This window comes from Hymenobacter ruricola, from assembly GCF_015694525.1.
GTDB classification, from domain to species: domain Bacteria; phylum Bacteroidota; class Bacteroidia; order Cytophagales; family Hymenobacteraceae; genus Hymenobacter; species Hymenobacter ruricola.
The window spans coordinates 1-23,907 of sequence record NZ_JADQDM010000006.1 but is presented as its reverse complement, the minus strand read 5'-3'; the positions used below and the strand labels follow the sequence as shown (position 1 = coordinate 23,907).

The window sequence follows — 23,907 nt, the reverse complement described above, 5'->3', positions numbered from 1 at the left end:
TGCTGTCAAAACGGTGAGAAGGTCCTTCGCTGTGCTCAGGATGACAGATGGCAACCAAAGGATATTACTTCTGAATGCTCACCCGGTCGCCGGCTTTCACCTGCAAAATGCCCGTGCGGATAACCGTGTCGCCCACGGCCAGGCCCTTGGTAATCTGAATGACTTTGTCCGAGCGCACGCCGATGTTTACCGGCTGCACGGCGGCTTTGCCTTTTTTCACGGTGAAGACGGTGTAGCCGCTGGCCACGGGCACCACCGCTTCGGTGGGGATTTGCAGGGCCTCGTCGGTTTCGCCCAGCACCAGGTTCACGCGCACGAAGCCGCCGGGGCGCAGCTCCATGTTGGCGTTGTTGTAAATGGCGCGCACCGGCAGCGTGCGCGAAGCCGGGTCAATCTGCGGGTTGATGGCGTAGACTTTGGCCTGGAATTTCTTGGTCGTGGCCTCGTCGGTCACGGCCACGGGGTCGCCGACGCGCACGGCCTGCGCAAAGCGGCTCGGCACGTTGAAATCAATCTTCACCGGCTTCACCCGCGAGAGCGTGGTGATGGCCGTGCCCGGCGACACGTAGGCGCCCACCGACGTGTTGCGCAGCCCCAGAATGCCGTCGAACGGCGCCCGCACGTAGGCTTTGGCCAGGTTCACGCGCAGGGCCTGCAAGTCGGCCTGCGCCGTGAGCAAGGCGTTTTGGGACTGCTCGTATTCCTGGCGGCTGATGTACTCTTTCTCCAGTAGGGTGCGCTGGCGCTTTTCCTGGTCTTGGTAAAGCTTGATGTTGTACTCCTGCTTTTGCAGCTGGGCCTGCACGTCGGCCGCGTTGATAGTAAATAGCAGTTGGCCCTTGCGCACCGGCTGGCCTTCCTGGATGTTAAGGCTGGTGATTTTGCCCGAGATTTCGCTTTGAATCGTCACCGACTCATCGGCCATCACCGAGCCGGTGGAAGCCACTTCGTCGGACAGCTTGGTGGCGGCCACCACGTAAACCTGCACCGGGACTTTAGCGCCGGGCCCACCCGCGCCGCCGGGGCCGCCTTTGCCGCCCGGGGCACCTTTGCCCCCGCCGGCCGCGCCGCCTTTGCCGCCTTTTTCGCCGGCCGTGGGGCTCGGGAAATAATGCATTTTAGCCCAGGCCATGCCGCCGATTACCAGGGCCGCGATGACCCAGCCCAGCCAGCCGCGCTTGCGCTTGGGGGGCGTGTCGGGGGTGGGGCCGGCCGGGGGCGGCGGGGCCACCGTGGGCGCGGGAGTAGTGGTGGTGTCCCAGGTCTGGGGTGGGGCAGTGGTGGTGTTTTCCAAGGGCATAGGAGGGAAGAACGCACAAGCGCCGGCCGATGTTCGGTGCGCCGGCCGTCGCTGGTGGAATACGGTAGAGGAAACAGTGTTTGGGGACCCGTATAGTGCAAAATTCGCCAAAAGGGTTGCCCCAAATTGCCGAAAATAGACGTAGAAGGGCATCCGCCTGACCGAGACTACCTTCGCCCCGATGAAGCCGACCAACCAAAACCCACCCGAGCCGCGCAATTTTTTCCAGGACGTGCACGAAGTGGCCCGCCTCATTCCGCGGGGCCGCGTGAGCACCTACGGCGCCATTGCCCACTACCTGGGGGCCCGCCACGGCGCCCGCACCGTGGGTTACGCCATGATGGCCGCCCACACCGCCGACCAGTACGTGCCCGCCCACCGCGTGGTAAACCGCCTGGGCCACCTCACCGGCCGCCTGCACTACGCCACGCCCTTCGCCATGCAGGAAGCCCTCGAAGCCGAAGGCATCCGGGTGGAGGAAGACCGGGTGGTGGATTTTCAGAAGCTGTTCTGGGACCCCGGCACCGAGCTGGCGTAAGCCACCGGCATTAGCGGGCGCGCTGCTTTTCCAGGGCGTCCACTTCGGCCTCGCCCTGGCGGGCGGGCATCCACTGCCAGGGGCTGAGGGGGGCGTTGGGCACAAGGCGCACGTAGTTGGCCGCCGTGGTGCTGGGCGCCAGCAGCACCGTGGGGCCGCCGGGCGTGCCCACGCTCAGGCGCATGGGCCGCCCAAAATGGGGCCACATCAATTCCAGGTACTGGCCCGGCTGCAGCTGCCCCACTTCGTGGTCGTTGAGCAGCAGGCGCTGGGCCTCGCGCGGCCCGCCCAGGGGGCGGTACACGTACACAAAGGCCGTGTCGTGGCGCGGCGGCAGGCCGGGCCCCAGCATCGGGCTGGCCAGTCCGGTGCGCCAGTCGAGCCCGTACACCACGGGCTGGCCGGTGGTGCCGAGCCCGGCCCCGGAAAAGAGCGCCCCGCCAAGGGCCCCGCCTCCGCCAAAGCCCTGGTTTTCGGCGAACCGCTTGGCCTGCTGGTTCATGGCGTCCACGTCGACGGGCGCGGCCCCGACGAAGGTGAAGAATTCTGCCTGCCTGGTCAGGGGCCGGTACAGGTTTACCTGGCGCATGTAGGCCTGCCGGCCGTCCGAAAAGCCCCACACGTTGTTCTTGTTCACCCGGTCGCCGCCGGCGGTGCGCACCTGCGCCTTCAGCAGCAAGGTGCCTTCCCAGTCCGCGGCGGTGTTGGAGAAAGAGCCGGCCCGCACCGTGTCGAGCTGCAGCACGGCCGTGGTATCGGGTCGGTTGGCCAGGAAATCTTCGACTGTGAAATAAACGCCCGCCCGTGGCGCGACGGCCCGCACAATGGCCGGGCGCCCGGCCTGCGGGCGGTCAATGGGGAGCTGGGCCAGCGTGCGGGCGGGGCGCCGGGCGGCCGCCTCCCAGTTGGCGGCGCTGGCTTGCGCCAGGCACCGTTCCAGCAAGCTCGCCAAGTGGCGAATGTGGTCGTAGTCCGCGTTCACGCCCCGGGTGCTGATGCGGTCGGCCACGTTGCACACAAAATGGTAGCCGTCGGGCTGGCGCTCGTACACGTCGGCCACCAGGTCGGCCGTGGCCATGGCTTTGGTGCCTAACCCCTTAAGGGTAATGGCTTCGCCCACCCGCAACTGGCGCACGCACAGGGCCACGGGGTGGTCGGTGGGCCGCGGGGGCATTTGCTGCTGAAGCCAGGCTGTAAGTTCCGGCTCCAGGCCGTTGCGGAAGAGCACGGCGGCCGGTTTATTATTGAGCCCGTGGTTTATCAGCCCGATGGCAGTCTGGCCGCCGCGCCCGTCGATTACTTTCTCCACGTAAAAAAGCCGTTTGGGCGTGGAAATGCCCTCGGCGCTCAGGTCGAGGTAGAAGGGCTTGCCCTGCGGCGACAAGGGCGACTGCGCTGCTAGGTGGCGGGTGCCACCGGCCAGCAGTACCGTGAGCACGAAGCGGGCGACAAGGGCAGAGCAACTCAGAAGGCGCGAGGGGGCCATGATTCAAGCAGGTAATTCAGGTCGTTAATTAGGAAAGGGCGCTATTTAGCGGCTTTGGCCAGCCGCTGAATGCGGCGCAGCTCAAACAGGCCTTCTTTGGCCGACACCGGCCGCAGGGTGGGGGCCCCGCCGCCCGACGGCACCACGCACTCCAGATAAGTAGGCTGGCTGAAATCGGGCACAAACGCCTGGCAGCTCTCGGGCCCCGCGCCCGCTTGCACGCACAGCCGGAGCTCCTGGCGACGGTCCTGCCAGGTGAGGGCCGTCCACTGCCGGGCCTGGAGCGTCAGGGCCGGCTTGCCCGTCGCGTTAAAAGTCACCGATTCCTTATTGGAATCGGGGCGGCGGTACACGTATATCTTGGCCGTATCGGGCGCGGTAGCAAAGCCGTCGGCGTCGGTCTGGCCGGCGTTTTGGGCCGCCACCACGCGGCCGCTGGCCAGGTGCAGCTCGTAGGGCGCCATGGGGCCGGCGCCGCCCCCCACCGCGCCGGCAAGGGCGCCGCCCACCAGCCCACCGGCCACGGCCGCGTTGGTGGCGGCTTTCTCGTCGTACACTGGCGGGCCGATAAAGGTGTAGGTGCGCCCATCGGCGGCGGGCAGCAGCTTATAGAAGCGGCTGCGGTAAGCAATCAGCATTTCGCGGCCGTCGCTCAGGCCCCAGAGGTTGCCGGGGTACAGGGGCCGGTTGGGGTGGTCCACGTCGGTGCCGAGGTAACTAACCTGGATTTCGTCGGTGCCGGCCCAGCGCTTGCCCGTGTGCGGCACGTGCGCGATGGCAAACGGATAGTCGGCCTCGCTGGGCCGGTTGTCGAGAAACTCCTGATAGTTGCGGTAGAAGCCGCGCACGGGCTCGGCTGCGCCCTGAATGGCGAAGCGCTGCGTCATGGCGCCGCCCCGGCCCGCCAGGGCATCGGCCTGGCTGAGGGTTTCGGGCATTTGGCTGGAAGCCGGCACCGCCGCCAGCCGGCGCAGGGCCTGCTGCAGCACCAGGGCCAGGTTGGCGGGGTGCAGTTTGGTGACGTCGAGCCCGCCGCGCCGGTTGGTTTCGCCCACGGCCAGCACTACCTGAAACGTGCTGTCGGGCTGCGGCGCCAGAAAATCGGCGATGAGCTCGGCTTCGGCGTGCTCGGAGTTGGCGCGCAGGTCTTCGGCCAGGGCCAGCGTGAACACGCGCATCACCACGGGCCGGGCTCCGGGCTGGGCCGGCACCCGGGTACGTAGCAGCTGCAGCACTTCGGCCGAAAGGGGCTGCGTGAAATCGGCCGAGGCCATCTCATTGCCCAGGCCCCGGCGCACGGCGCCCAGCCGGCTGCGGTCGGCGCGCAGGTCCAGCACGCGCGTCACCTGCCAGGGGCCGGGGGGCACGTCCAGCTTTTCGGCCTGCAAGGTGAAGCGGTAGGGCTGGGACTGCGAGTGGCCGGAAAAGGAAAAAAGCAAAAGCCCGCCCAGCAGGGCGTAGCAGGGCAACGAACGGTTCATATGCCAAAGCTACTGACTGCCAACCCGCCAAAAAAGGGGAAAAACGGTTCTGGTAGTCGGGCCGGGTGCAACGGGCGCCAATACAGAGCGGCAGCCGCCGGTAACATTTTCACAATTTCTTTTCGGTGCGCGCGGCCCTTGCCGGCCCCGGCTGTGGCGTATATTTGTTGTCCCCGGAGTGTGCCGGCGGTATTTTATATTGGTATGAAGCACTTTGTTACTGCTCTTTTTGCCGTGTTGCTTTCCCTGCCGGCGCTGGCCCAAACCACGTTTTCCATCCGCGGGCGCGTGCTGGACAAGGTGACGGGCGAGACCCTGCCCGGCGCCACCGTTCAGGTTTCGGGCAACGGCCAGAACACCGGCAGCGGCGCCGACGCCGACGGCGGCTACAAAATCCCGAACCTGCCCGCCGGCACCTACACCGTGCAGGCCAGCTTCATTGGCTACAAGCCGCTGACCCAGACCGTGAAAATCACCACCCAAAGCGTGGTGGCCACTTTCACGCTGAACTCCGACAACGCGAGCCTGGAGGAAGTGACGGTGGTGGCCGCCCAGGCCCAGGAGCGCTCCACGCCGGTGGCCTTTTCGGCCGTGAACGAGGTGAAGCTGCGCGAAACCCTCTCCAACCGCGACCTGCCGATGATTCTCAACGAAACGCCCGGCGTGTACGCCACCCAGGGCGGCGGCGGCACCGGCGACTCGCGCATCAACGTGCGCGGCTTCGACCAGCGCAACGTGGCCGTGCTCATCAACGGCGTGCCCGTGAACGACATGGAAACCGGCCAGGTGTATTGGTCCAACTGGGACCTCGGCGACGTCACCAAGTCGCTGCAGGTGCAGCGGGGCCTGTCGGCGGCCAAAATCTCGGTGCCCTCCGTGGGTGGCTCCATCAACGTGCTCACCCGCGGCTTCGACGACAAGAAGGCCGCGCTGGCCCGCGTCGAAACCGGCTCCAACAACTATTTCAAGTCGTCGCTCATGCTCAGCACGGGCCAGATGAAGGGCGACTGGGCCGTGACCGTGTTCGGCTCGCGCCGCCGCCAGGACGGCTGGGTGGACAAGACTTTTGACGATGCCTGGACGTATTTCGGCAACATCAGCAAGCGCATCGGGCACCACAGCTTTTCGCTCACCGCCCTGGGCTCGCCCCAAAGCCACGGGCAGCGCACCTTTGCCAGCCGCGTGGGCATTTACTCCAACGAAAAGGCCGCCGAGCTGGGCGCCATCCCCATCGCCAACGGCAACCTGGGCTTCCGCTACAACCCCAACTGGGGCGTGCTGAACCGCTACACCCTCGACGGCAACGGCCAGCGGCAGTACAAAGGCGAGGAAGTGGTGAACGAGCGCGTGAACTACTACAACAAGCCCCAAATCAGCCTCAACCACGTCTGGAACGCCTCCGACAAACTGTTCATCTCCACGGTGCTGTACGGCTCGCGCGGCGAGGGCGGCGGCAGCGGCACGGCGGGCTCGTCGGGCACCTTGCCGGTGAACACCGCCACCCAGCAGCAGGATTTCCAGCGGGTGTTCGACAACAACTTCGCCAACGTGAAGGCCAACGGCGAGCGGCTGTCTTCGCAGTACCTGGTCAACAGCGTGAACAGCCACCGCTGGTACGGCTTCATCACCGGCGCCGACTACCTGCTCACGCCCCAGCTCACGCTCTCGGCCGGCCTGGACGGCCGCAGCTACTACGGCCTGCACTACCGCGAAATCCGCGACCTGCTGGGCGGCACCTACACCACCTCCACCGCCGACCGCAATGCCAACCCCAACACCCTGCTGCGCGAAGGCGACAAGATTGGGTACAACTACGACGGCAAAACCCAGTGGCTGGGCGGCTACGGCCAGCTGGAGTACAAGACCCCGCTGCTGTCGGCCGTGCTCAGCGGCACCGTTTCCCAGATTCGCTACAAGCGCATCGACTACTTCCAGCCCAAGCTCATCGGCCAGGCCGGCAACTTTGACTGGAACGACCACGTGGTGAAGCCCGCGGATAAGTTTTTGGAAACCGAATGGGCCGATTTCACTGGCTACAGCGTGAAAGCCGGCGCCAACTACAATTTCACCGAGCACGACAACCTGTTTGCCAACATCGGCTACAACAGCAAGGTCCCCTTCTTCAACTCGGTGTACGACCCTTCGGGCATTCGCTACCGCGACGTGAAGAACGAAGGCATCAGCTCGTTTGAGGTGGGCTACGGCATCAACTACCCGGGCCTGAAGGCCACCCTGAACGCCTACTATACCTACTGGTCCAACAAAAGCAGCAACAGCACCGGCCGCGACCCCGACGGCAACCTGGTGTACAACAACGTGCGCAACGTGGACGCCCGCCACGTGGGCGTGGAGCTGGCCGTGGCCCAGGAAATCAGCCGCTCGCTGCAACTGAACGCCGCCATCAGCATCGGCGACTGGCGCTGGGCCGGCAAGGGCCTGCTCACCCAGGTGAACGAGAGCAACCAGGTGGTGGGCGACAACCTGGACGTGCCGATTTACCTCAGCGGCGTGCACGTGGGCGACGCCGCCCAAAACCAGTTCCAGCTGGGCCTGCGCTACGAGCCCGTCCGCGGCTTGTACGTGCGGCCTTCGTTCCTGCTCTTTACCAAGTACTACGCCGGCTTCGACCCCCTGAGCCTGCGCGAACAGGTCAGCAGCTTCGATTCCTACCGCGTGCCCACTTCGCGCAACCTCGACCTGCACCTGGGCTACGACCTGCCGAACCGTTTCTTCAACGATAAGGTGAAGCTCGGCGTGAAAGGCTCCCTGCTCAACGTGCTGAACGAGTTCTACATCACCGACGTCCCCGCCCGTTCCGGCGTGAACTACACCAATCCCGGCCTGCTCGAAGCGTTCTACAACCGCGGCCGCACTTTCACCGTGGGCCTATCAGCCACCCTCTAAGTGCCACAGATTTACTCACAAAAAAGCCCCGGCTGCGTGCAGCCGAGGCTTTTTTGTGAGCAATGATACCGGGGCGAAGCAAGCCCTCACACGGAGGCGGGCTTACCGCTGCCCCGCGGCGGCGGCAGCCAGCACGGCGCTGCGCATTTCCTCGGGCGAGGTGTTTTTCACGAGGTAGCTGTGGGCGCCTTCGGCCAGCACGGTGGTCACCAGCGAAGGGTCGTCGTGCATGGAAATGATGACCACGCGCACGTTGGGAAACTGCGTGCGCAGCAGACGCGTGGTTTGCAGGCCGTCGAGAATGGGCATTTGCATGTCCATCAGTATCACGTTGGGTCGGCTGCCCTGGTCGAGGAGTTCGAGGAGCTCCTGGCCGTTGCCGGCTTCGCACACCACCTCAATGCCCGCGTAGCCGCTGAGCAGGGCCCGCAGCCCTTTGCGGAACAGAATGTGGTCGTCGACGATGGCCAGGCGCACGGGTACAGCCGCGGCCGCAGAGGCGGAAGGAGAGGTCATGAATTGAGCGTGAAAGTGGGAGTAGGCGTGCCCACGGGCAACAGCGTAACGGGCAAAATGGCTTCGACGCGGGTGCCCGCGCCGGGCTGGGACTGGTAATGCAGCTGGCCGCCCAGCACGGCCACCCGGCTGCGCAGGTTGATGAGGCCCATGCCAACGGGCTGGCCGTGCGGGCCGGGGGGCGGCAGCTCCTCCAGCGCGGCCAGGTCGAAGCCCTGGCCGTCGTCGGAATAGGTGAGGGTGAGCAGGCCGGGCTGTTGCACGCCCAGGCGCAGCACGATGTGCGGCGCCTGGGCGTGCAACAGCCCGTTGGTAAGCAGCTCCTGGGCAATGCGGTACACCATGAGCTCGTGCGGCGGAATGAGCCGGCCCAGGGTACCTTCCTGTTCCAGGCGCACCTCCGGGCCGTGGTCGGCGGGCACGGCCTGCACCAGCGCCCGCAGCGCCTGCGTCAGGCCCAGCTGCTGCAGCGTGGCCGGCTGCAGGTTGCGCGAAATGCGCCGCACCTCGGCCACGGCCTGGTCAATGAGGGCGCTGGCTTCGGGCGAGGGCGGGCTGCCCGGCGCAAACAGGTGCAGCTTGGCCAGGGCCAGAATGGTGCCCACACCGTCGTGCAGCTCGGCGGCAATGCGCTGCCGCTCGTCTTCCTGCGCCACCAGGGCGGCGGCCAGGGCCTGCTGCTGGGCGGCCTCCTGCAGCTGCGCCAGCTCCTGCTGCTGGCGCAATTGTCCCCGTTGGTAGCGTACCACAAACCACACCAGCCCAAGCACAAGCAGGAGCAATGTCGGCGTGAGGAGAAACAACGGCAGGAGGTTATTCACATGAGGGCCCCCGACGGGCGGGCGGCGCAAAGAAGTAGAAAAAAAGCCGGTTCATCGCCGGGTAGCTTCAGGGCATTGGCGTTGTAGCGCAGGCGGCGCGGCGCGGGTTGCCGGCCGCAAGTGGGAAAGGTGAATTGCAAGGGTGAACCCGGTCGCCGGGCCGGTCAAATCAGCGTAGGAGTAGCCAGGTGGGAAGGGACCGGAGCCGGCGGTGCGGGCGCAACCTTTTGCTGCTTCGCCCGCAGGAAGGCCAGCGTCAGAAACCAGTTGAACGCCAGGCCCGCGCAGGCCACCATCACGTACTTCCAGCTCTTGTCGTAGATGGTAATCGACAGGTAGTCCTGGCTGAAGGCCGTGACGGTGCCCGCCGAATACACCAGCTGGCCCACGCTCACCAGCCACAGCGGGTCGTGGAAGGCCCGTTGCGTCGGCGGCCCGTTCAGGGTTTGTTCCATGTAAGCCATGGCGAAAGCCGCCAGCACGGCGCACTGCATAATGCGGCAGTAGGCAATGCCCAGCTGGTCATCGTACCAATACACGCCGATGATGCTGACCAGGGCCGCCACCGTCGCAATGTCCAGCACCCGGCGCGTTTGCCCCGATTGCAGCACTTTGTTGTAGACCGCCCAGAACAAGATGATTTTGCAGAAGTTGAACCCGGCCAGAAACCAGATGTTGCTCGGCAGATAGGCCGGGTACAAAATCCACGCGGCCACCACGAAAATAGCCGAGAGGTACACGTAATTGCTCAGCAGCTTGACGGCCGGCGAAAAATGACGTTTTCGGCGCCAAATCACAACCAGCATCGGTACCACGATGCTGGCCTGCATGATGGCCACCATCCAGCTGCTGATTACGTGGAGTTGCTCTTTGGATATCATCGGGCGGGGCGGCGAGGGCCGGTTAGCTGTTCAGGAAATTTTGACGGCCGGAGCGGGGCGGGCCCAGCATGCCGTCGTCGGCAATGAGAAAGCCTTCGCCCAACTGGTCGTTTTCGTTTTCGTCGGCGCCCACCACTACCAGGTGCGGCGTGCCGCCGTTGAGGCCGTAGTAAAACCGGAGCCCTTTGCCGCCCTGGTTCAGCAGGTTCTGCAAAATGGTGCGTCCGAAGAAGCAGGAAATAATCTGGCCGGGGTTGGCCTCGCGGTATGCCGCCGTGAGCTCTGCTGCCTGGGAATCGGAAATGGCCGTGCCTTCGCTGCCGTCAAATGCCATAAACTTTGTGGAAAAAATTGAATAAAAAGAAGTTTGGGTTGGATGTGTGAGCCAAATATAGGACGCACTAGTGGTAAACGATATCCAGATTAAAAAATCTTTACCACGCCCGGCCGGGGCCGCCGGCCAGGTGGTCGTGTTCGTCGTCGTCGTCGTCGTCCTCATTCTCGGCGTCTTCGTCGCCAAGCTCTTCTTCGTCAGCGGTTTCGTCAGCTTCGTCTTCGGTGTCCAGCGTGTCGAACACGCGGTCGAGCGACGCCTCGGCGTGGCGCAGCTTGTGGCGGCACAGCCGGATAAGCTCGGCCGACCGCTCGACGCGGGCCGTGAGGTCGTCGACGTCTACGGCATCGGTTTCGAGGGCACGTAATATGGTTTCTAGTTCTTCGATGGCTTCGCGGTAAGTCATGGGGCAGGGGAGGGGTTCGTAATGGTGGGGGGGGCGGGGCGGGCAGTGAGGTATTCCGACACGGCCGCGGCGCGGGCCAGGCGCAGCTCGGCGCGGTGCAGGTGCCGCTCCAGGGCCAGCTGCAGCCGGAAGCGGCGGCGCAGCACGTCTTCGCGCCGCCGCCGGTGGTGGCGAATGAAACGGCTGAGCAGGGCCCGGCCGCGCTGGCGCAGGCCGCGCTGCTCGCGGGCCAGCCGCCGGCGCGCCGCCCGTGGCAGCTGGTGCCGGAAGCGCGCCAGACTCGTGCCTAGCTGCCGCAGCTGCTCGCGCGGGCCTAGGGTGGCTTGGCGGGCGCGCTCGCGCAGGGCATCGCGGGCCGCGTCGAGTTGGCGGTGGGCCGCGTAGCGGCTGCGCCCGCCGAGGTGGTCGAGGCGGGCGTGGCGCTGGCTGAGCTGGTGCCGGGCCAGCGCCACCACCTGCTCGCCGTAGCCCAGCAGCGCGGCTTCGAGGCGGGCCAGGCGGTCTACCAGGAAGGCGGCCACGGCGGTGGGCGTTTTCAGGGCGCGGTGGGCGGCGAGGTCCGCCACGGCTTCGTCGCGCTCGTGGCCAATGCCCGTGAGCACCGGCAGCGGAAACGCGCCAATGGCCGCCGCCAGGCCGTATTCGTCAAAGGCCAGCAAATCTGTCCGGCTGCCGCCGCCCCGGATGATGACCACAGCGTCGAACTGGCCGCGCCGCGCCCGCACCCCGTCCAGCGCCGCCCGGATGCTGGCCGGGGCCTCGTCGCCCTGCATGGCGGCCGGGAACAGGGTGAGGGCAAAATCGTAAGGTGCTTCCCGCAGCTGCTGCACAAAGTCCTGAAAGCCGGCAGCGGTGGGCGAGGAGATGACCGCCAGCCGCTGCGGCGCCAGGGGCAGTGCCAGCAGTTTCTGGCGCTCCAGCAGGCCTTTTTCCTCCAGCTGGCGCAGGGTTTTCAGGCGCAGCAGGGCCAGCTCGCCCACGGTGTAGCTCGGGTCGATGGCCACCACGTCGAGGCTGAGGCCGTACTGCTCGTGAAAGCGCACCTGCACCCGCAGCAGCAGCTTGAGGCCGGGCCGCAGGGGCTGGCCGGTGGCGCGCTCGAAGGCGGGCGCCAGCTGCTGGTAGCGCTGGCTCCAGAGCGTGGCGCGGGCCTGGGCCTTCAGGGGTGTGCCGCGGCCGTCGGTGGTTTGCTCGGTGAGGGTGAGGTAGCAGTGCGCGCCCACGAAGCGCGGCGCGGTGAGCTCGGCCACTTCGGCCACCACCCAGTACGAGTCGGCCAGCTGCTGCTGCAGGGCCTGCCGCACCCGGGCCAGCAAATCGGCCAGCCCCAGCGGGGGCGGGGGCAAAATGGGCGGAAGTTCGGGGCGGCGGTTGTAGAGCGGCATGGGCGCAAGTTACGGGGCCCCGGGGCCCCAAATGCGAAAGCAGCCGGCTTTTCCGGGTTAATCAGCGGTTCCGGCGGGCCGCCCCGCGGAACCCGGAACAAAATCCGGCGTGTTGAGGCAACCCAGCTAACGCTTGCCAGTCTTTACCTTCACGGCATCATTCCCATTCCAATCTTTTTTTCATGATTTCAACTTCGATTGCACGCCGGCTTGGCCTGGCCGTGCTCGGACTCGGCGGCCTGGCTGCCGCCGTGGCCGCTGGCCCGCCCACCACGCCGCCCCAGAAAGGCGTCGGCATCAACATCGCCAACATCGACCCGTCGGTGAAGCCCTGCGAGGACTTCTTTCACTACGCTTCGGGCAACTGGCTGAAAAACAATCCCATTCCGCCGGCCGAAACGCGCTGGGGCTCGTTCCAGGAGCTGGCCAACAACAACAACGCCACCCTGCGCACCATCCTCAACGATGCGGCCAAAAACGCGGCGAAGGCCCCCAAAGGCTCGAACCTGCAGAAAGTGGGCGACTTCTACGCCTCGGCCATGGACTCGGCGGCCATCGAAGCGGCTGGCCTCAAGTACCTGCAGCCCCACCTCAACCGCATTGCGGCCATCAAGGACCTGGGCGAAATGCAGCGCTTTCTGGCCGACCCCAAAGCCCACGCGGGCGGCGTGTGGTACGGCTCGTACGTGGGGCCAGACGAAAAAATCAGCTCGCAGTACGCCGTGCAGTTTGGCCAGGGCGGCCTCACCCTCGCCGACCGCGACTACTACCTGAAGGACGACTCGCGCTCGAAAACCATTCGGGCGGCGTACCAGACCTACATGGTGAACATCTTTAAGATGCTGGGCGACAACGAGGCCACGGCCAAAGCCAACGCCGCCGCCGTGCAGCGCATCGAAACGCGCCTGGCCAAGGCCAGCAAAAGCCGCGTGGACCTGCGCGACCCCTACGCCAACTACAACAAGATGACCGTGGCGCAGGCCGACGCCGCCTACCCCAGCCTGGCCCTGCCCCTCACGCTGAAAGAGAATGGCCTGGGCGCCGCCAAGGAAGTCATCGTGGGCCAGCCGGACTTCATGAAAGAAGTGAGCGCCATGCTGAAGGAGGAGCCCATCGCCGACCAGAAGCAGTACCTGCGCTGGCACCTCGTCTCGTCGGTTACCTCGGCCCTGCCCAAAGCGTATGGCGACGAAGCCTTCAAGTTTTCGCAGGTGACCAGCGGCGCCAAGAAGCAGCAGCCGCGCTGGAAGCGCATGCTGGGCTCGACGGACCGCGCCCTGGGCGAAGCCTTCGGCCAGCTGTATGTGGACAAAGCCTTCTCGGCCGCTTCCAAAGCCAAGGTGAAGCAGATGATTGAAAACCTGCGCGTGGCCTACGCCGAACGCATCAAGGCCACCGACTGGATGAGCGCCGCCACCAAAGCCGAGGCCCTGAAAAAGCTCAACGCCTTCACCGTGAAAATCGGCTACCCCGACAAGTGGAAGGACTATTCGGCCCTGAGCATCTCGCGCGAGAGCTACCTGAACAACCTGTTTGCCGCCCAGGAGTGGGCCAACAAAGAGGAAGTGAGCCACTTCGGCAAGCCGATTGACCGCAACGAGTGGGGCATGACGCCGCCCACGGTGAACGCCTACTACAACCCGCCGATGAACGAGATTGTGTTCCCGGCCGGCATTCTGCAGCCGCCGTTCTACGACCCCAAGGCCGACGACGCGGTGAACTACGGCGGCGTGGGCGCCGTGATTGGCCACGAAATGACCCACGGCTTCGACGACCAGGGCCGGCAGTACAACGCCGAAGGCAACCTGAAAGACTGGTGGACCAAGGAAGACGCCGACAAATTCAACGCCAAAGCCGACATCGTGGGCAAGCAGTTCGACGCCTTCTCGCCCCTGGACTCGGTGCACGTGAACGGCAAGCTCACGATGGGCGAGAATCTGGCCGACCTCGGCGGGCTCACCATCGCCTACCAGGCCTTCGAAAAAACCCCGCAGGCCAAGGCCCAGGCCAAGATTGACGGCTTCACGCCGGAGCAGCGCTTTTTCTTGGCCTACGCCCAAATCTGGCGCACCAACACCCGCGACGAGTACATCCGCCAGCAGGTGCAGACCGACCCGCACTCGCCGGCCATGTACCGCACCAACGGCCCGCTGATGAACATGCCGGAGTTCTACAAGGCCTTCGGCTGCCAGGACGGCAACAAGATGATGCGCCCCGCCGCCGAACGCTCCAAAATCTGGTAATCGGTTAAGGCGTAAGCCAGCAGTTTAAAAAAGGGCCGTCATGCTTCGACTTCGTTCGGCATGGCGGCCCTTTTTGGTAGAAGACGTCATTGCCAATCCTTTACCTGTTGTTTTAATTTTTTGAATTTTTCAACGCCAGGCCGCCTTCATACCTTGCACTTTCTAACGTTTTGCCCAAAAATTTTCAACATGACTCATTTCTCTTTATTGCGACGCGCGGCCGTTTCCGCGGCGGTGCTGGGACTGGCGGCCGGCGCCGTTCAGGCCCAGGACACCAAGATTAAAACCAAGTCCGGCGCGGGCAAGGTGAAAACGACTGTGCCCGCTGGCACGGCCCAAGGCGGCACCGGCATCTCGCTGGCCAGCCTGGACCGCTCGGTGGCGCCCTGCACCGACTTCTTCCAATTCGCGTCGGGCTCCTGGCTGAAAAACAACCCCATTCCGCCGGCTGAAACCCGCTGGGGTGCCTTCAACCAGCTCATCAACCACAACCAGGACGTGGAGCGCCGCATTCTGGAGAAAGCCGCCGCCGACCGTTCGGCCAAGCCCGGCTCGAACCTGCAGAAAGTGGGCGACTTCTACGCCGCTTCCATGGACAGCGTGGCCATCGAGAAAGCCGGCCTCAAGTACCTGCAGCCGCGCCTCGACCGCATTGCCGCCATCAAAGACCTGGGCGAAATGCAGCAGTACCTGGCCGACCCCAAGTCGTTTGCCACGGGCTGGTACGGCTTCGGCGTGAGCCAGGACCCCAAAAACAGCACGCAGTACGTGGTGCGCATGGGCCAGGGCGGCCTTTCGCTGTCGGACCGCGACTACTATCTGAAGGACGACGCCCGCTCGAAAACCATTCGGGCCGCCTACCAGACCTACCAGGTGAACCTGTTTAAGATGCTGGGCGACGACCTGGCCACGGCCGAGAAAAACGCCGCCACCGTCACGCGCATCGAAACGCGCCTGGCCAAAGCCAGCCGCAGCCGCGTGGACCTGCGCGACCGCGAGAAAAACTACAACAAGATGACCGTGACGCAAGCCGCGGCCGACTACCCCAACCTGAACCTGCCGCTGGTGCTCAAGGCCGGCGGCTTGGGCGCGGCCAAGGAAGTCATCGTGGGCCAGCCCGAATTCCTGAAGGAAGTGAGCACCATGTTCAAGGAAGAGCCGCTGGCCGACCAGAAGCAGTACCTGCGCTGGCACCTGGTGTCGGCCGTAACCTCGGCCCTGCCCAAGGCCTACGGCGACGAAGCCTTCAAATTCTCGCAGGTGACCAGTGGCGCCAAGCAGCAGCAGCCCCGCTGGAAGCGCGCCCTGCGCGCCACCGACGGCGCCCTGGGCGAAGCCTTTGGCCAGCTGTACGTGGACGAGGCTTTCTCGCCCGAAGCCAAGGCCCGCGCCAAGGTGATGGTGGAAAACCTGCGCCAGGCCTACGCCGAGCGCATTCAGGCCACCGACTGGATGAGCGCCGCCACCAAGGCCGAGGCCACCAAGAAGCTGAACGCCTTCACCGTGAAAATTGGCTACCCCGACAAGTGGAAGGATTATTCGGACCTGAAAATCAGCCGCGAAAGCGCGCTGAACAACTTGTTTGCCACGGCCGAATGGGAATCGAAGGACAACCTGAGCCGGTTCGGCAAGCCCATTGACCGGGGCGAGTGGGGCATGACGCCGCCCACGGTGAACGCCTACTACAATTCGAGCCTGAACGAGATTGTGTTCCCGGCCGGCATTCTGCAGCCGCCGTTCTACGACCCCAAGGCCGACGACGCGGTGAACTACGGCGGCATCGGCGCCGTGATTGGCCACGAAATGACCCACGGCTTCGACGACCAGGGCCGCAAATCGGACTCACAGGGCAACCTGCGCGACTGGTGGACCAAGGAAGATGCTGAGAAGTTCACGCAGCGCGCCGCGGTGGTGGGCAAGCAGTTCGACGCCTTCTCGCCCCTGGATTCGGTGCACGTGAACGGCGCCCTGACCATGGGCGAAAACCTGGCCGACCTCGGCGGTCTTACCATTGCCTACCAGGCCTTTATGAAAACGCCGCAGGCCAAGGCCGGCAAGTCGATTGACGGCTTCACGCCCCAGCAGCGCTTTTTCTTGGGCTACGCCCAAATCTGGCGCGGCCACAAGCGCCCAGAGGCGTTGCGCCAGCAAATCCAGACCGACCCGCACTCGCCCGAGCAGTACCGCACCAACGGCCCGCTGCAAAACATGCCGGAGTTTCACCAGGCCTTTGGCTGCAAGGACGGCGACGCCATGGTGCGCCCCGCGGCCGTGCGCGCCAAAATTTGGTAAGCTCTTTGCAAAGGTGTTCCTGAACCGAGAGTGAGAAACTGTTCTCCCTCCCGATACGAGAAGGTCCGCTCCCGCTGGGGGCGGGCCTTTTTATTTGGATATGTTGAGCTTACCAGGCCGTCATGTCGAGCTTGTCGAGACATCTCGCGTGCAGCAGTAATAAACACTCCCCCACGCGAGAATCCTCGACAAGCTCGACATGACGGGCTTTATTGCCCGATTGCAACGGCCCCTTACTTCACCACTTCCACCTTCATCGGAATGTCCGTCACCGGCCATTTATCCGACTCCACGGGCTCGTTGGCAATTTTATCCACCACGTCCTGGCCTTCGATGACTTCGCCGAAAACCGTGTACTTGCCATCGAGCGAGGGCACGCCGCCCACGGTGGCGTAGGCGTTTACCTGCGCGGGCGTGAGCTTGCGGCCGGCCATGGCCTGCGACTGAAACGGCGCCATTTTTTCGCCCACCACGAAGTAGAAGTCAGTGTTGGAAGACAGGTGGCCGGGGTTCTGCTCGTCGTCGTAGCGGGCCATGCCCAGGGCGCCTTTGCGGTGGAAATGCTCTGCCCGAAACTCGGGCGGCAGGCGGTAGCGCTTCAGCCGGATGGTGCGGGCGTTATAGGTCTGGCCGCCCTGCACGGCAAAGTCCTTCACCACGCGGTTGAACATGGTTTCGTCGAACACGCCCTTGCGGGCCAGCAGCAGGAAGTTGGCCTTGTGAATGGGCGTGTCGTCGTAGAGCTTCACCCGAATGTTGCCCAGGCGCGTCTTAATCAGCACTTCGGAGCCGGGGTACTGCTTGCCATAAGCCAGTAGCGCGGCCGGCGCGGTGCTGTCGGCCAGGGTGGCCAGGTCGGGGCCGGGGATGACGGGCTTGGCTTTGGGCGCGGCCGTGGGAGGCGGCGTCTGGTTGCAGGCGGCCAGCAGCACCAGCCCGGCGAAAAGGAAGCGGTTCATGGCACAAAATAAGCCCGGCCACGCGCAATGGCGGAGCCGGGCTGAAACGGAGTAGAGACGCAACATTTTGCGTCTCTACTCCGCGCCGTTGGGGAAGTGCGGTGCAGGCGGGGTCGTTCAACGATGAGACGCAACATATTGCGTCTCTACGACGGCCGGTACGATTGCAGGTCTTTGCCCAGGCCCAGCTTCTTGGCGATGTCGGCAAACATCTCGGGGTCGAAGTTGTCCTCGCCGGGCGAGTTGAGCTGCGGCTCTTCTTCGAGTACGGGGTAGGGGACGCCTTTTTTCGCGCCCTGAATGACTTGCAGCTCGGAGCCGTCCTCGGGGTGCTTGCCGTTCCAAATCACGCCGGCTTCCATGTAAGCATTCGGCGAGAAGGTGTACAGTTCGCGGTGCAAGCCGTGCTTCATGAACTCGCGGGCCTCCGGGAACATCTTGTTCGAGAGGTTGGGCACGGGCATGAGCTTCTTCACGTCCACGCCGGTGAGCTTTTCCAGGGCCAGGGCGTAGGCGTACACGTGCAGGCCGCCGCGCACCAGCAGGTAGCCCACCATAGTGCGGGCGCAGGGGTCCGATACCATTTCGTATACCCGCATCTTGTTGGCGCGGGCGCCGCATTCCAGGAAAAAGTTGTGCAGCAAGTCCAGGCGCAGGTTGCCAGAGCTGAACACGTTGTCGCCGGTCCAGGGGCGGCCCAGCGAGTCTTGCGGCAGGGCGGCCTGGCCGCTGGCAATGAAGTGGTGGGTGTTGCGGGCGTCGGCGGCGCCGGCCAGCGGGGCCGACACCGGGTCGGGGTTGCGCTTGCTCACGCCGGTCAGCAGCAGGTTGATGGCGTAGCTCACGGCTTCGATGTGCGAGTACTCTTCGGCCGCAATGGCCGCCGTGAGGGAGTAAAACGGCCGAAGCCGGTCGCGCCCCCGGAAGTTGAACGACTGGAACGTGTAGTTCATCAGGGTGCTCATTTCGCCAAACTTGCCGCCCAGCAGTTCCTGCACCGCGGCGGCGTCGTTGGCGGAGGGGTTTTTGGGCTTCGGCAGGTCGAGGGCCAGCTCATCGAGGCGCAGTATCATAAGCAGTACTAAAAAGTGGTGGAAAGGAAAAAGCCGACCCCGCGGCGTGCGGAATCGGCTTTAAGTACGGCCGCTTTTTAAGGAAAGCCAAGCTCTTTTTTATTGCCTGAACCGTAGCAAAAGGCCTTTTTGGCCCCAACTGCCAAGCGCCTTGCCTACTTGGGCGCGTCGCCCTTCAGCTTAACTTTTTCGCTGCCATCCTTGTCCTTGGTCTTGATTTTCACCTTGTCGGTGGCGGGCGCGGCGGCCGGGGCCGCCACCGGAGTTTCGGGGGCCGGGGCGGCGTCGGTGGCGGCCGGGTCGGCCATTTCCTTGGCCGACTTGATTTCGTCGGCGGCTTCCACCCGTTTCACTTTTTGCTGGGCCAGCAGGAGCTGGTCCTGGGCCAGGGTATTTTTTTTCCAGGCCGCCAGCTCGGTGTTCAGCTTTTCTTTTTCTTCCTTGGTGGGCTTGCTGGGCGTCATCAGGGCGTTGAGGTCGGGCTTGCCGGCATCCTGCCAGGCCGTGAGCCAGAGCGACGACACCAGCGTGGGCGCGCCCTTGAGGCGGTAGTCCACCATGCCGCCCACTTCCTTCTCGTAGGCATCGGCGAAGGCGTCGGAGTAGCGGCGCGAGGTTTTGCCGTAGCGGTGCGAGAACGTGAAGCGCACCTCCGGCTTCATCGTTTTCTCAATCTTGGTAGCCCGGTCGAAGGTTTCGCCCAGGAAGCCGTAGCTCTGCTGCAGCACCTCCCAGATGGCGGCCAGCGGGTCTTTCACGTACTTGGCCGGCTGCCCGTCCAGCTTGTAGTCGTTGATGAACCGCTCCGGCAATTGGCTTTCCCAGAGGCCGTGCAGGCCTTTCTGGTCGGTGAGCTGGCCGTCGTAGTTGATGGTGGTGTGCAGCGGCACAAAGGCGTCGGCCACGTAGTGGCTCAGCTCGGCCGAGTACTTGATGATGCCCAGCGTGTCGCGCTGCCGGAAGGCCTCGGTGAGGTTGTCCTTGGTTTCCATCACCACCCACGGCACGGTGCCGTACTTCTTGAGCGTGTCGGCCGTGAATTTTTCCGTGGCCTTGTCGTACTGCCGGGGCATTTTGCCGAAGGGGTTGTCTTCCGAAAAATGGTCCAGGTCGATGAAGTGCTTGGGCGCCTCGGTGGGGTCGTCGTTGCGGCGCTCGTCGGGGGCGGTGCTCTGGCGCACCAGTTCGGCCATGTGCCGGAAGTAAAAGGCCTGCAGCGACGACGGCACCTCGTAGACCGCCACCTGCGTGATGGTGCGGTGACCAAAGAAACCCCAGGCGCCGGCAGTGCCGTGGGCGAGCAGAAGGGCCGCAAGCAGCAGCGGCAAGATGGTTTTTTTCATGGAAAAGGGAAAGATGTCGGCACCGGGCATCCGGGCCCCGCCCAAAGTTCGGCAATACCCGGCACATTTGCAGCAAGGCCCCTTTAAGCCGGGTTTTCTACCGCTGGAGAAGCCTGCCAGGCGGCAGCAGCGGCGTCTCAAACGATTGCGGCCGCGCAGGCCCGGGGCCCCGGGCCGGGAACCCGGGCCTGCGCAGCCGTGTATCTTTGGCTTCTTCAGTGGCTGCTTTTTCGTTCGTTTATGCAATCTATTCGTTGGTCGTTGGTCGTGTGGGGGGCGCTTTTGGCGGGGCCGGCCGGGGCGCAGGTGTTCAGCATTCAGCCGGGGGCCTACCGCACGGCCGCCGCTTTCCACCGCCGCGTGGCCCAGCCCGCAGGCGTTGATGCCTTCTACCCCGACAAGCACGGCATGGTGGTGGTAGTGGTGCCGCGCGGCCCCCAAACCGTGAAGCTGCGCGTGGACCCCGACAGCCTGTGGGGTTACGTGTCGAGCAAGGGCCGCACCCGCCGGCTGTACCAAGGAGGGGAATATCAACTCGAAGCCGCCGACACCCTGGCCATCTACACCAGCAGCACCTTGCCGGGTGGTGGGGGCGGAGGCAATGGCCCAGCGGCGCTCACGCCCGGGGCCAATGCCCTGGGGCCGTACTCGGCCCCGCGCTATTTTTTCAGCCGGGGCCTCACCGGGCTTATCTTTCCGCTCACGCCGCGCTACCTGCGCGAAGCCTACGCGGCCAGCAACCCCGTTTTTGTGTCGTCTTTGAGCAAGCTGCGCGCCGACCAAAGCCTGACCGATTTCGACCGCAAAACCGGGCTTTTCCGCATCACTACGCTCTACCGCGCGGCGGGCGGGCGCTAAGCGGCCTTCTGGCCGGGGCGCGTGGTGCTGGGCTGGGCCGCCACGGCCCCAATCTGCCGGCGCTCCAGTAGCTCCAGCAGCTTGGCGTAGATGAGGGCGGCTGCTTGCTGGCGAAGCTCGTCGGAGGTGCCCGTGAGTTCGGCGCGGTACTCGTGGGCGTGGCCGTCGAGCAGTATCGTCACGAAGGTGGTGCCCACCGGCTTGTCGGGGGTGGCCGAGGCGCCGGGGCCGCACAGGCCCGTCACGGCCACGTACACGTCGGCGCCGGGCAGGTGCTTTTGCAGGCCCAGGGCCATTTCGTTGGTGGTTTGCTGGCTTTCGGCCGAGTAGGTGGCCAGGGTTTCCTTTTTCACGCCCAGCAGCTTCTGCTTGGCGTCGGTGTGGTAGGTGACCACCGAGCCCAGCAGCACCTCGCTCACGCCGGTGGCCGGGGCCAGCTGCGCGGCGGCCAGCCCGCAGGTGCAGCTTTCGGCCAGGGCCAGGGTGAGCTTGTGTTTCAGAAACTCCTGCACGAGGGCTTCGACATTGGGTTTTTTCATGGCGTGGAAAGGGGAGAAGGGGGGCTCCGCATACGCCGCGGCCCGCGGCCGGGGTTGCGGCCGAGCTTACTTCCGCAGCGCCTGGCCAGGAAGCAGGAACCGTCATGCCGAGCGCAGCGAAGCATCTTTACCGCAATAGTGAAATTGATTACTGCTGCGGTAAAGCTGCTTCGCTGCGCTCGGCATGACGTTCTTTGCATCGTTCTGACCATTTCACCAACCCACCACTCCACCAACCCACCACACATGACCACGCAAGAAGAATTCGAGGCCGCCAGCCAGCGCGCCCAGCAGCTGCCCGCCAAGCCCTCCAACATGGTGCTGCTCCAGCTCTACGCCCTCTACAAGCAAGCCACCGAAGGCGACCTCAGCGGCGACCGCCCCGGCGGCTTCGATTTCAAAGCCATTGCCAAGTACGACGCCTGGAACGGCCTGAAGGGCACCAGCAAAGACGCCGCCCGCCAGCAGTACGTGGAGCTGGTGAACGAGCTGGCGGGGTAAGGACAGGTGTAAAGAAGACCGTCATGCCGAGCGCAGCGAAGCATCTTTACCTCGATACTAACTCAATCGTCAAGAAAAAGAATTGCTACTGCGGTAAAGATGCTTCGCTCCGCTCTGCATGACGTTCTTTTTTCTCAGTTTACTCAGCCACTCGTGCCATGGACATCTCCCGCAAAAAGCCCGCCTACCCGCTCACGCCGGCCCTGCGCGAGTACCTGCGCGCCTACGACCGCGCCGTGGACCTGCCCGTGGCCTACGCCGACCTGCGCCGCTACAGCAACGCCTTTCCGCTGATTGACCGCACCGGCAAGGACACCCTCTGGCAAACCGTCTACTTCGAGGGCCCCGAGATGCAGGAGCTCGGCACGGGCCTCACGGAGGTGTACGCGCAGCTGAAAACGGCCGGGGACTTGTCGTTTACGAAGCACCTGGTGGCCGACCGCATCGACTACTGCGAGTTCGGCAACTCGCAGCCGTTTCGGGTGCGCATCGTCAACCGCTTCAACGACAACTACGACTACTTCTACGTGAAGCAGGCCGATGCCTCGCGCCTCTACGGGCTGGAGCTGGAGCACCTGCTGTCGCCGAATTCCATCAACTTTCTGGTGAGCGGCGACACGCTCATTGAGGAGCACATCGTGGGCATTCCCGGCGACGATTTCATTGCCCGGCACCTCACCCGGCCGCACCTGAATCAGGTGCGCATTGCCAAGGAGTTCGTGAAGTTCAACGAGCGCTGCTTCGTGCGGCTGCTCGGCGACATGCGCGCCTACAACTACGTCATCGCCGTCACGCCCGACTTCGAGGACGAGCAGTACCGCGTCCGGGCCATCGACTTCGACCAGCAGAGCTACGAGGGCCGCCGCAGCATGTACCTGCCCCGCTCCTTCAAGGACAACGCCCCGGTGGTGGAGATGTGCGCCCACCTGCTCAAGCCCGAAACCGTGCGCCAGTACCAAACCGAGGAGCGCGCCCTCATGGCCGGCCGCGCCCGCGCCGAGCGCCACCGCCTCAAGGCCCTGCTCGACGTGATGCGCGCCCACGAGCTGGCCCCGCCCGACAAGGTGGCGCAGCTCAAAGCCGAGCTCAACCGCTACCACCACACCCGGGCCTTCGACGGCTGCGACTCGATGGGCGACCTCGTGCGCCTGCACCTGTGGGTGATGCTGGCTCCCGGCGCCCAGCCCACGGCCGGGTAGGGGCGGGGGCAGCGCCGGCCGTATTCCCGTTTCTTTTAAAAAAAACGCCCCGGCCGCGCAAGGCAGTCGGGGCGTTTTGGCGCGCAGGGCCGCTGCTTTAGCTGGCCAGCGTGTCGGCGTGGGTTTCGATGGCTGCGACCAGGGCCGTGGCCTCGGTGTTGGTTTGGCGGGCCATTTCGAGCTTGAATTCGAGCACGATTTTGTCGTCGCCGCCGTGGGTTTCGCTCTGCCCTACCAGCTGGTTGCGGCGGCGCAGGTAGCTGGCCATCTCGTTTTCGGAGTCGCGCTTTTCCTTGCCTTCGGGCAGGGTGCCCAGGTCGGCCTGCACGGCGGTGAGCTTGGCGTTGAGGCGGGTGATTTCGGCCTTGCGGGCGGCGGGGTCGCCGTAGGTTTGCAGGGCGAAGGCGAGGGCGCTGGTTTCGGCGGCGGCTTCGTCGCGGCGCAGGCGCAGCGGGGTGAGGGCCGCGGCACAGTCGGCCTTGGTTTCGAGGGCGGTGAGGGAGTAGGTTCCGGCCATAATCGTAAGAAAAAGTGGGGTTGACTAGTGAGCCGGCAAGGTATGAGATTATTACTAATAAACGCGTTCGTCGGTAATTTTTGCAAGCTCAACGGTCAATGCTTCAATTTCGACCAATAAACCGGCCAGTCGGGCCCGGAGCAGCGCCAGGGGAACGGGGCCGCTGCGCTCGTCCCATTCGGCGCGGGCGTGGTGGAGCAGCAGCGTGAGCTGGCCCCGCTGGTCTTCGCGGGCGCGGGGCGGCAGGGGCGCTTCGGTATCGGCGGCGGCCAGGGCGGCGGGCAGGGCCTGGGCGGCCCCCAGCCGGGCGCGGGCGGCGGCGGCGCGGGGC

General features: G+C 64.8%; 22 protein-coding genes. 7 read left to right on the top strand and 15 right to left on the bottom strand.

Annotated elements, in window-relative coordinates:
- Positions 1-64: 64 nt before the first annotated feature.
- The gene (locus I2H31_RS13015) at positions 65-1,300 is read right to left on the bottom strand and encodes an efflux RND transporter periplasmic adaptor subunit (protein WP_196293481.1); all 1,236 of its coding nucleotides are present in this window, start codon (positions 1,298-1,300) and stop codon (positions 65-67) included.
- 181 nt (positions 1,301-1,481) lie between these two features.
- On the opposite strand from I2H31_RS13015, the gene I2H31_RS13010 reads away from it, so the two are divergent.
- Positions 1,482-1,838: an MGMT family protein gene (locus tag I2H31_RS13010; protein WP_196293480.1), complete on the top strand. Its 357-nt coding sequence runs from the start codon at positions 1,482-1,484 to the stop codon at positions 1,836-1,838.
- 10 nt (positions 1,839-1,848) lie between these two features.
- Here the strand turns inward: I2H31_RS13010 and I2H31_RS13005 are convergent, their stop codons facing one another.
- Together I2H31_RS13005 and I2H31_RS13000 are read right to left on the bottom strand one after the other, a co-directional pair.
- On the bottom strand, positions 1,849-3,324 hold the full coding sequence (locus I2H31_RS13005; RefSeq protein ID WP_196293479.1) for a hypothetical protein: 1,476 nt from the start codon (positions 3,322-3,324) through the stop codon (positions 1,849-1,851).
- A gap of 41 nt (positions 3,325-3,365) precedes the next feature.
- Positions 3,366-4,805, bottom strand: a complete 1,440-nt coding sequence (locus I2H31_RS13000; RefSeq protein ID WP_196293478.1) for a hypothetical protein — start codon at positions 4,803-4,805, stop codon at positions 3,366-3,368.
- A 204-nt stretch (positions 4,806-5,009) separates the two neighbouring features.
- Between I2H31_RS13000 and I2H31_RS12995 the strand changes: the two genes are divergently transcribed.
- The gene (locus I2H31_RS12995; protein WP_196293477.1) at positions 5,010-7,709 is read left to right on the top strand and encodes a TonB-dependent receptor; all 2,700 of its coding nucleotides are present in this window, start codon (positions 5,010-5,012) and stop codon (positions 7,707-7,709) included.
- A gap of 102 nt (positions 7,710-7,811) precedes the next feature.
- Here I2H31_RS12995 and I2H31_RS12990 read toward each other — a convergent pair whose 3' ends face one another.
- From I2H31_RS12990 to xseA, 6 genes are all read right to left on the bottom strand, one after another.
- Positions 7,812-8,225 carry a response regulator gene (locus I2H31_RS12990; protein WP_196293476.1) on the bottom strand — a complete coding sequence of 138 codons (414 nt, stop codon included), beginning with the start codon at positions 8,223-8,225 and terminating at the stop codon, positions 7,812-7,814.
- Entirely contained in the window at positions 8,222-9,007 is a 786-nt protein-coding gene (locus I2H31_RS12985; protein ID WP_196293475.1) for a sensor histidine kinase, read from the bottom strand. Before I2H31_RS12985 ends, I2H31_RS12990 begins: the two co-directional genes overlap by 4 nt.
- Before the next feature lie 203 nt (positions 9,008-9,210).
- Positions 9,211-9,927 carry a hypothetical protein gene (locus tag I2H31_RS12980; RefSeq protein WP_196293474.1) on the bottom strand — a complete coding sequence of 239 codons (717 nt, stop codon included), beginning with the start codon at positions 9,925-9,927 and terminating at the stop codon, positions 9,211-9,213.
- Between the two features lie 22 nt (positions 9,928-9,949).
- Positions 9,950-10,261, bottom strand: coding sequence for a hypothetical protein (locus tag I2H31_RS12975; RefSeq protein ID WP_196293473.1), 312 nt, complete (start codon positions 10,259-10,261; stop codon positions 9,950-9,952).
- Positions 10,262-10,361: 100 nt separating this feature from the next.
- Positions 10,362-10,667 carry an exodeoxyribonuclease VII small subunit gene (xseB, locus tag I2H31_RS12970; RefSeq protein WP_196293472.1) on the bottom strand — a complete coding sequence of 102 codons (306 nt, stop codon included), beginning with the start codon at positions 10,665-10,667 and terminating at the stop codon, positions 10,362-10,364.
- On the bottom strand, positions 10,664-12,052 hold the full coding sequence (gene xseA, locus I2H31_RS12965) for an exodeoxyribonuclease VII large subunit (RefSeq protein ID WP_196293471.1): 1,389 nt from the start codon (positions 12,050-12,052) through the stop codon (positions 10,664-10,666). The genes xseB and xseA overlap by 4 nt, the downstream gene beginning before the upstream one ends.
- Before the next feature lie 182 nt (positions 12,053-12,234).
- On the opposite strand from xseA, the gene I2H31_RS12960 reads away from it, so the two are divergent.
- A complete protein-coding gene (locus I2H31_RS12960; protein WP_196293470.1) occupies positions 12,235-14,295 on the top strand; it encodes a M13 family metallopeptidase in 2,061 nt (686 codons plus the stop codon).
- 189 nt (positions 14,296-14,484) lie between these two features.
- The gene (locus I2H31_RS12955) at positions 14,485-16,587 is read left to right on the top strand and encodes a M13 family metallopeptidase (RefSeq protein ID WP_196293469.1); all 2,103 of its coding nucleotides are present in this window, start codon (positions 14,485-14,487) and stop codon (positions 16,585-16,587) included.
- Between the two features lie 233 nt (positions 16,588-16,820).
- On the opposite strand, the gene I2H31_RS12950 is transcribed toward I2H31_RS12955, so the two are convergent.
- The 3 genes from I2H31_RS12950 to I2H31_RS12940 form a co-directional block, all read right to left on the bottom strand.
- Positions 16,821-17,546: a peptidylprolyl isomerase gene (locus I2H31_RS12950; RefSeq protein ID WP_196293468.1), complete on the bottom strand. Its 726-nt coding sequence runs from the start codon at positions 17,544-17,546 to the stop codon at positions 16,821-16,823.
- A 146-nt stretch (positions 17,547-17,692) separates the two neighbouring features.
- On the bottom strand, positions 17,693-18,619 hold the full coding sequence (locus I2H31_RS12945) for a manganese catalase family protein (protein ID WP_196293467.1): 927 nt from the start codon (positions 18,617-18,619) through the stop codon (positions 17,693-17,695).
- Positions 18,620-18,774: 155 nt separating this feature from the next.
- Complete coding sequence (locus I2H31_RS12940; protein WP_196293466.1) at positions 18,775-19,962, bottom strand: zinc dependent phospholipase C family protein; 1,188 nt, start codon at positions 19,960-19,962, stop codon at positions 18,775-18,777.
- 240 nt (positions 19,963-20,202) lie between these two features.
- On the opposite strand from I2H31_RS12940, the gene I2H31_RS12935 reads away from it, so the two are divergent.
- Complete coding sequence (locus I2H31_RS12935; protein ID WP_196293465.1) at positions 20,203-20,820, top strand: hypothetical protein; 618 nt, start codon at positions 20,203-20,205, stop codon at positions 20,818-20,820.
- Here I2H31_RS12935 and I2H31_RS12930 read toward each other — a convergent pair.
- Complete coding sequence (locus I2H31_RS12930) at positions 20,817-21,359, bottom strand: CinA family protein (protein ID WP_196293464.1); 543 nt, start codon at positions 21,357-21,359, stop codon at positions 20,817-20,819. The genes I2H31_RS12935 and I2H31_RS12930 overlap by 4 nt on opposite strands.
- Positions 21,360-21,605: 246 nt before the next feature.
- On the opposite strand from I2H31_RS12930, the gene I2H31_RS12925 reads away from it, so the two are divergent.
- The gene (locus I2H31_RS12925; protein ID WP_196293463.1) at positions 21,606-21,860 is read left to right on the top strand and encodes an acyl-CoA-binding protein; all 255 of its coding nucleotides are present in this window, start codon (positions 21,606-21,608) and stop codon (positions 21,858-21,860) included.
- A 158-nt stretch (positions 21,861-22,018) separates the two neighbouring features.
- On the top strand, positions 22,019-23,059 hold the full coding sequence (locus I2H31_RS12920; RefSeq protein WP_196293462.1) for a hypothetical protein: 1,041 nt from the start codon (positions 22,019-22,021) through the stop codon (positions 23,057-23,059).
- 97 nt (positions 23,060-23,156) lie between these two features.
- Here I2H31_RS12920 and I2H31_RS12915 read toward each other — a convergent pair whose 3' ends face one another.
- Positions 23,157-23,576, bottom strand: a complete 420-nt coding sequence (locus I2H31_RS12915) for a hypothetical protein (RefSeq protein WP_196293461.1) — start codon at positions 23,574-23,576, stop codon at positions 23,157-23,159.
- A 54-nt stretch (positions 23,577-23,630) separates the two neighbouring features.
- The coding region (locus I2H31_RS12910; RefSeq protein WP_196293460.1) for a hypothetical protein at positions 23,631-23,907 on the bottom strand (277 nt) is incomplete at its 5' end.

What these genes read in the sequence shown, in the direction of transcription:
- I2H31_RS12980 (WP_196293474.1), bottom strand. Translation starts at nt 9,927, where the DNA reads ATGATATCCAAAGAGCAACTCCACGTAATCAGCAGCTGGATGGTGGCC.
- I2H31_RS13005 (WP_196293479.1), bottom strand. Translation starts at nt 3,324, where the DNA reads ATGGCCCCCTCGCGCCTTCTGAGTTGCTCTGCCCTTGTCGCCCGCTTC.
- I2H31_RS12960 (WP_196293470.1), top strand. Translation starts at nt 12,235, where the DNA reads ATGATTTCAACTTCGATTGCACGCCGGCTTGGCCTGGCCGTGCTCGGA.
- I2H31_RS12995 (WP_196293477.1), top strand. Translation starts at nt 5,010, where the DNA reads ATGAAGCACTTTGTTACTGCTCTTTTTGCCGTGTTGCTTTCCCTGCCG.
- I2H31_RS12925 (WP_196293463.1), top strand. Translation starts at nt 21,606, where the DNA reads ATGACCACGCAAGAAGAATTCGAGGCCGCCAGCCAGCGCGCCCAGCAG.
- I2H31_RS12950 (WP_196293468.1), bottom strand. Translation starts at nt 17,546, where the DNA reads ATGAACCGCTTCCTTTTCGCCGGGCTGGTGCTGCTGGCCGCCTGCAAC.
- I2H31_RS12920 (WP_196293462.1), top strand. Translation starts at nt 22,019, where the DNA reads ATGGACATCTCCCGCAAAAAGCCCGCCTACCCGCTCACGCCGGCCCTG.
- xseB (WP_196293472.1), bottom strand. Translation starts at nt 10,667, where the DNA reads ATGACTTACCGCGAAGCCATCGAAGAACTAGAAACCATATTACGTGCC.
- xseA (WP_196293471.1), bottom strand. Translation starts at nt 12,052, where the DNA reads ATGCCGCTCTACAACCGCCGCCCCGAACTTCCGCCCATTTTGCCCCCG.
- I2H31_RS12955 (WP_196293469.1), top strand. Translation starts at nt 14,485, where the DNA reads ATGACTCATTTCTCTTTATTGCGACGCGCGGCCGTTTCCGCGGCGGTG.
- I2H31_RS12940 (WP_196293466.1), bottom strand. Translation starts at nt 19,962, where the DNA reads ATGAAAAAAACCATCTTGCCGCTGCTGCTTGCGGCCCTTCTGCTCGCC.
- I2H31_RS12935 (WP_196293465.1), top strand. Translation starts at nt 20,203, where the DNA reads ATGCAATCTATTCGTTGGTCGTTGGTCGTGTGGGGGGCGCTTTTGGCG.
- I2H31_RS12930 (WP_196293464.1), bottom strand. Translation starts at nt 21,359, where the DNA reads ATGAAAAAACCCAATGTCGAAGCCCTCGTGCAGGAGTTTCTGAAACAC.
- I2H31_RS13010 (WP_196293480.1), top strand. Translation starts at nt 1,482, where the DNA reads ATGAAGCCGACCAACCAAAACCCACCCGAGCCGCGCAATTTTTTCCAG.
- I2H31_RS13000 (WP_196293478.1), bottom strand. Translation starts at nt 4,805, where the DNA reads ATGAACCGTTCGTTGCCCTGCTACGCCCTGCTGGGCGGGCTTTTGCTT.
- I2H31_RS12915 (WP_196293461.1), bottom strand. Translation starts at nt 23,576, where the DNA reads ATGGCCGGAACCTACTCCCTCACCGCCCTCGAAACCAAGGCCGACTGT.
- I2H31_RS12945 (WP_196293467.1), bottom strand. Translation starts at nt 18,619, where the DNA reads ATGATACTGCGCCTCGATGAGCTGGCCCTCGACCTGCCGAAGCCCAAA.
- I2H31_RS12975 (WP_196293473.1), bottom strand. Translation starts at nt 10,261, where the DNA reads ATGGCATTTGACGGCAGCGAAGGCACGGCCATTTCCGATTCCCAGGCA.
- I2H31_RS12990 (WP_196293476.1), bottom strand. Translation starts at nt 8,225, where the DNA reads ATGACCTCTCCTTCCGCCTCTGCGGCCGCGGCTGTACCCGTGCGCCTG.
- I2H31_RS13015 (WP_196293481.1), bottom strand. Translation starts at nt 1,300, where the DNA reads ATGCCCTTGGAAAACACCACCACTGCCCCACCCCAGACCTGGGACACC.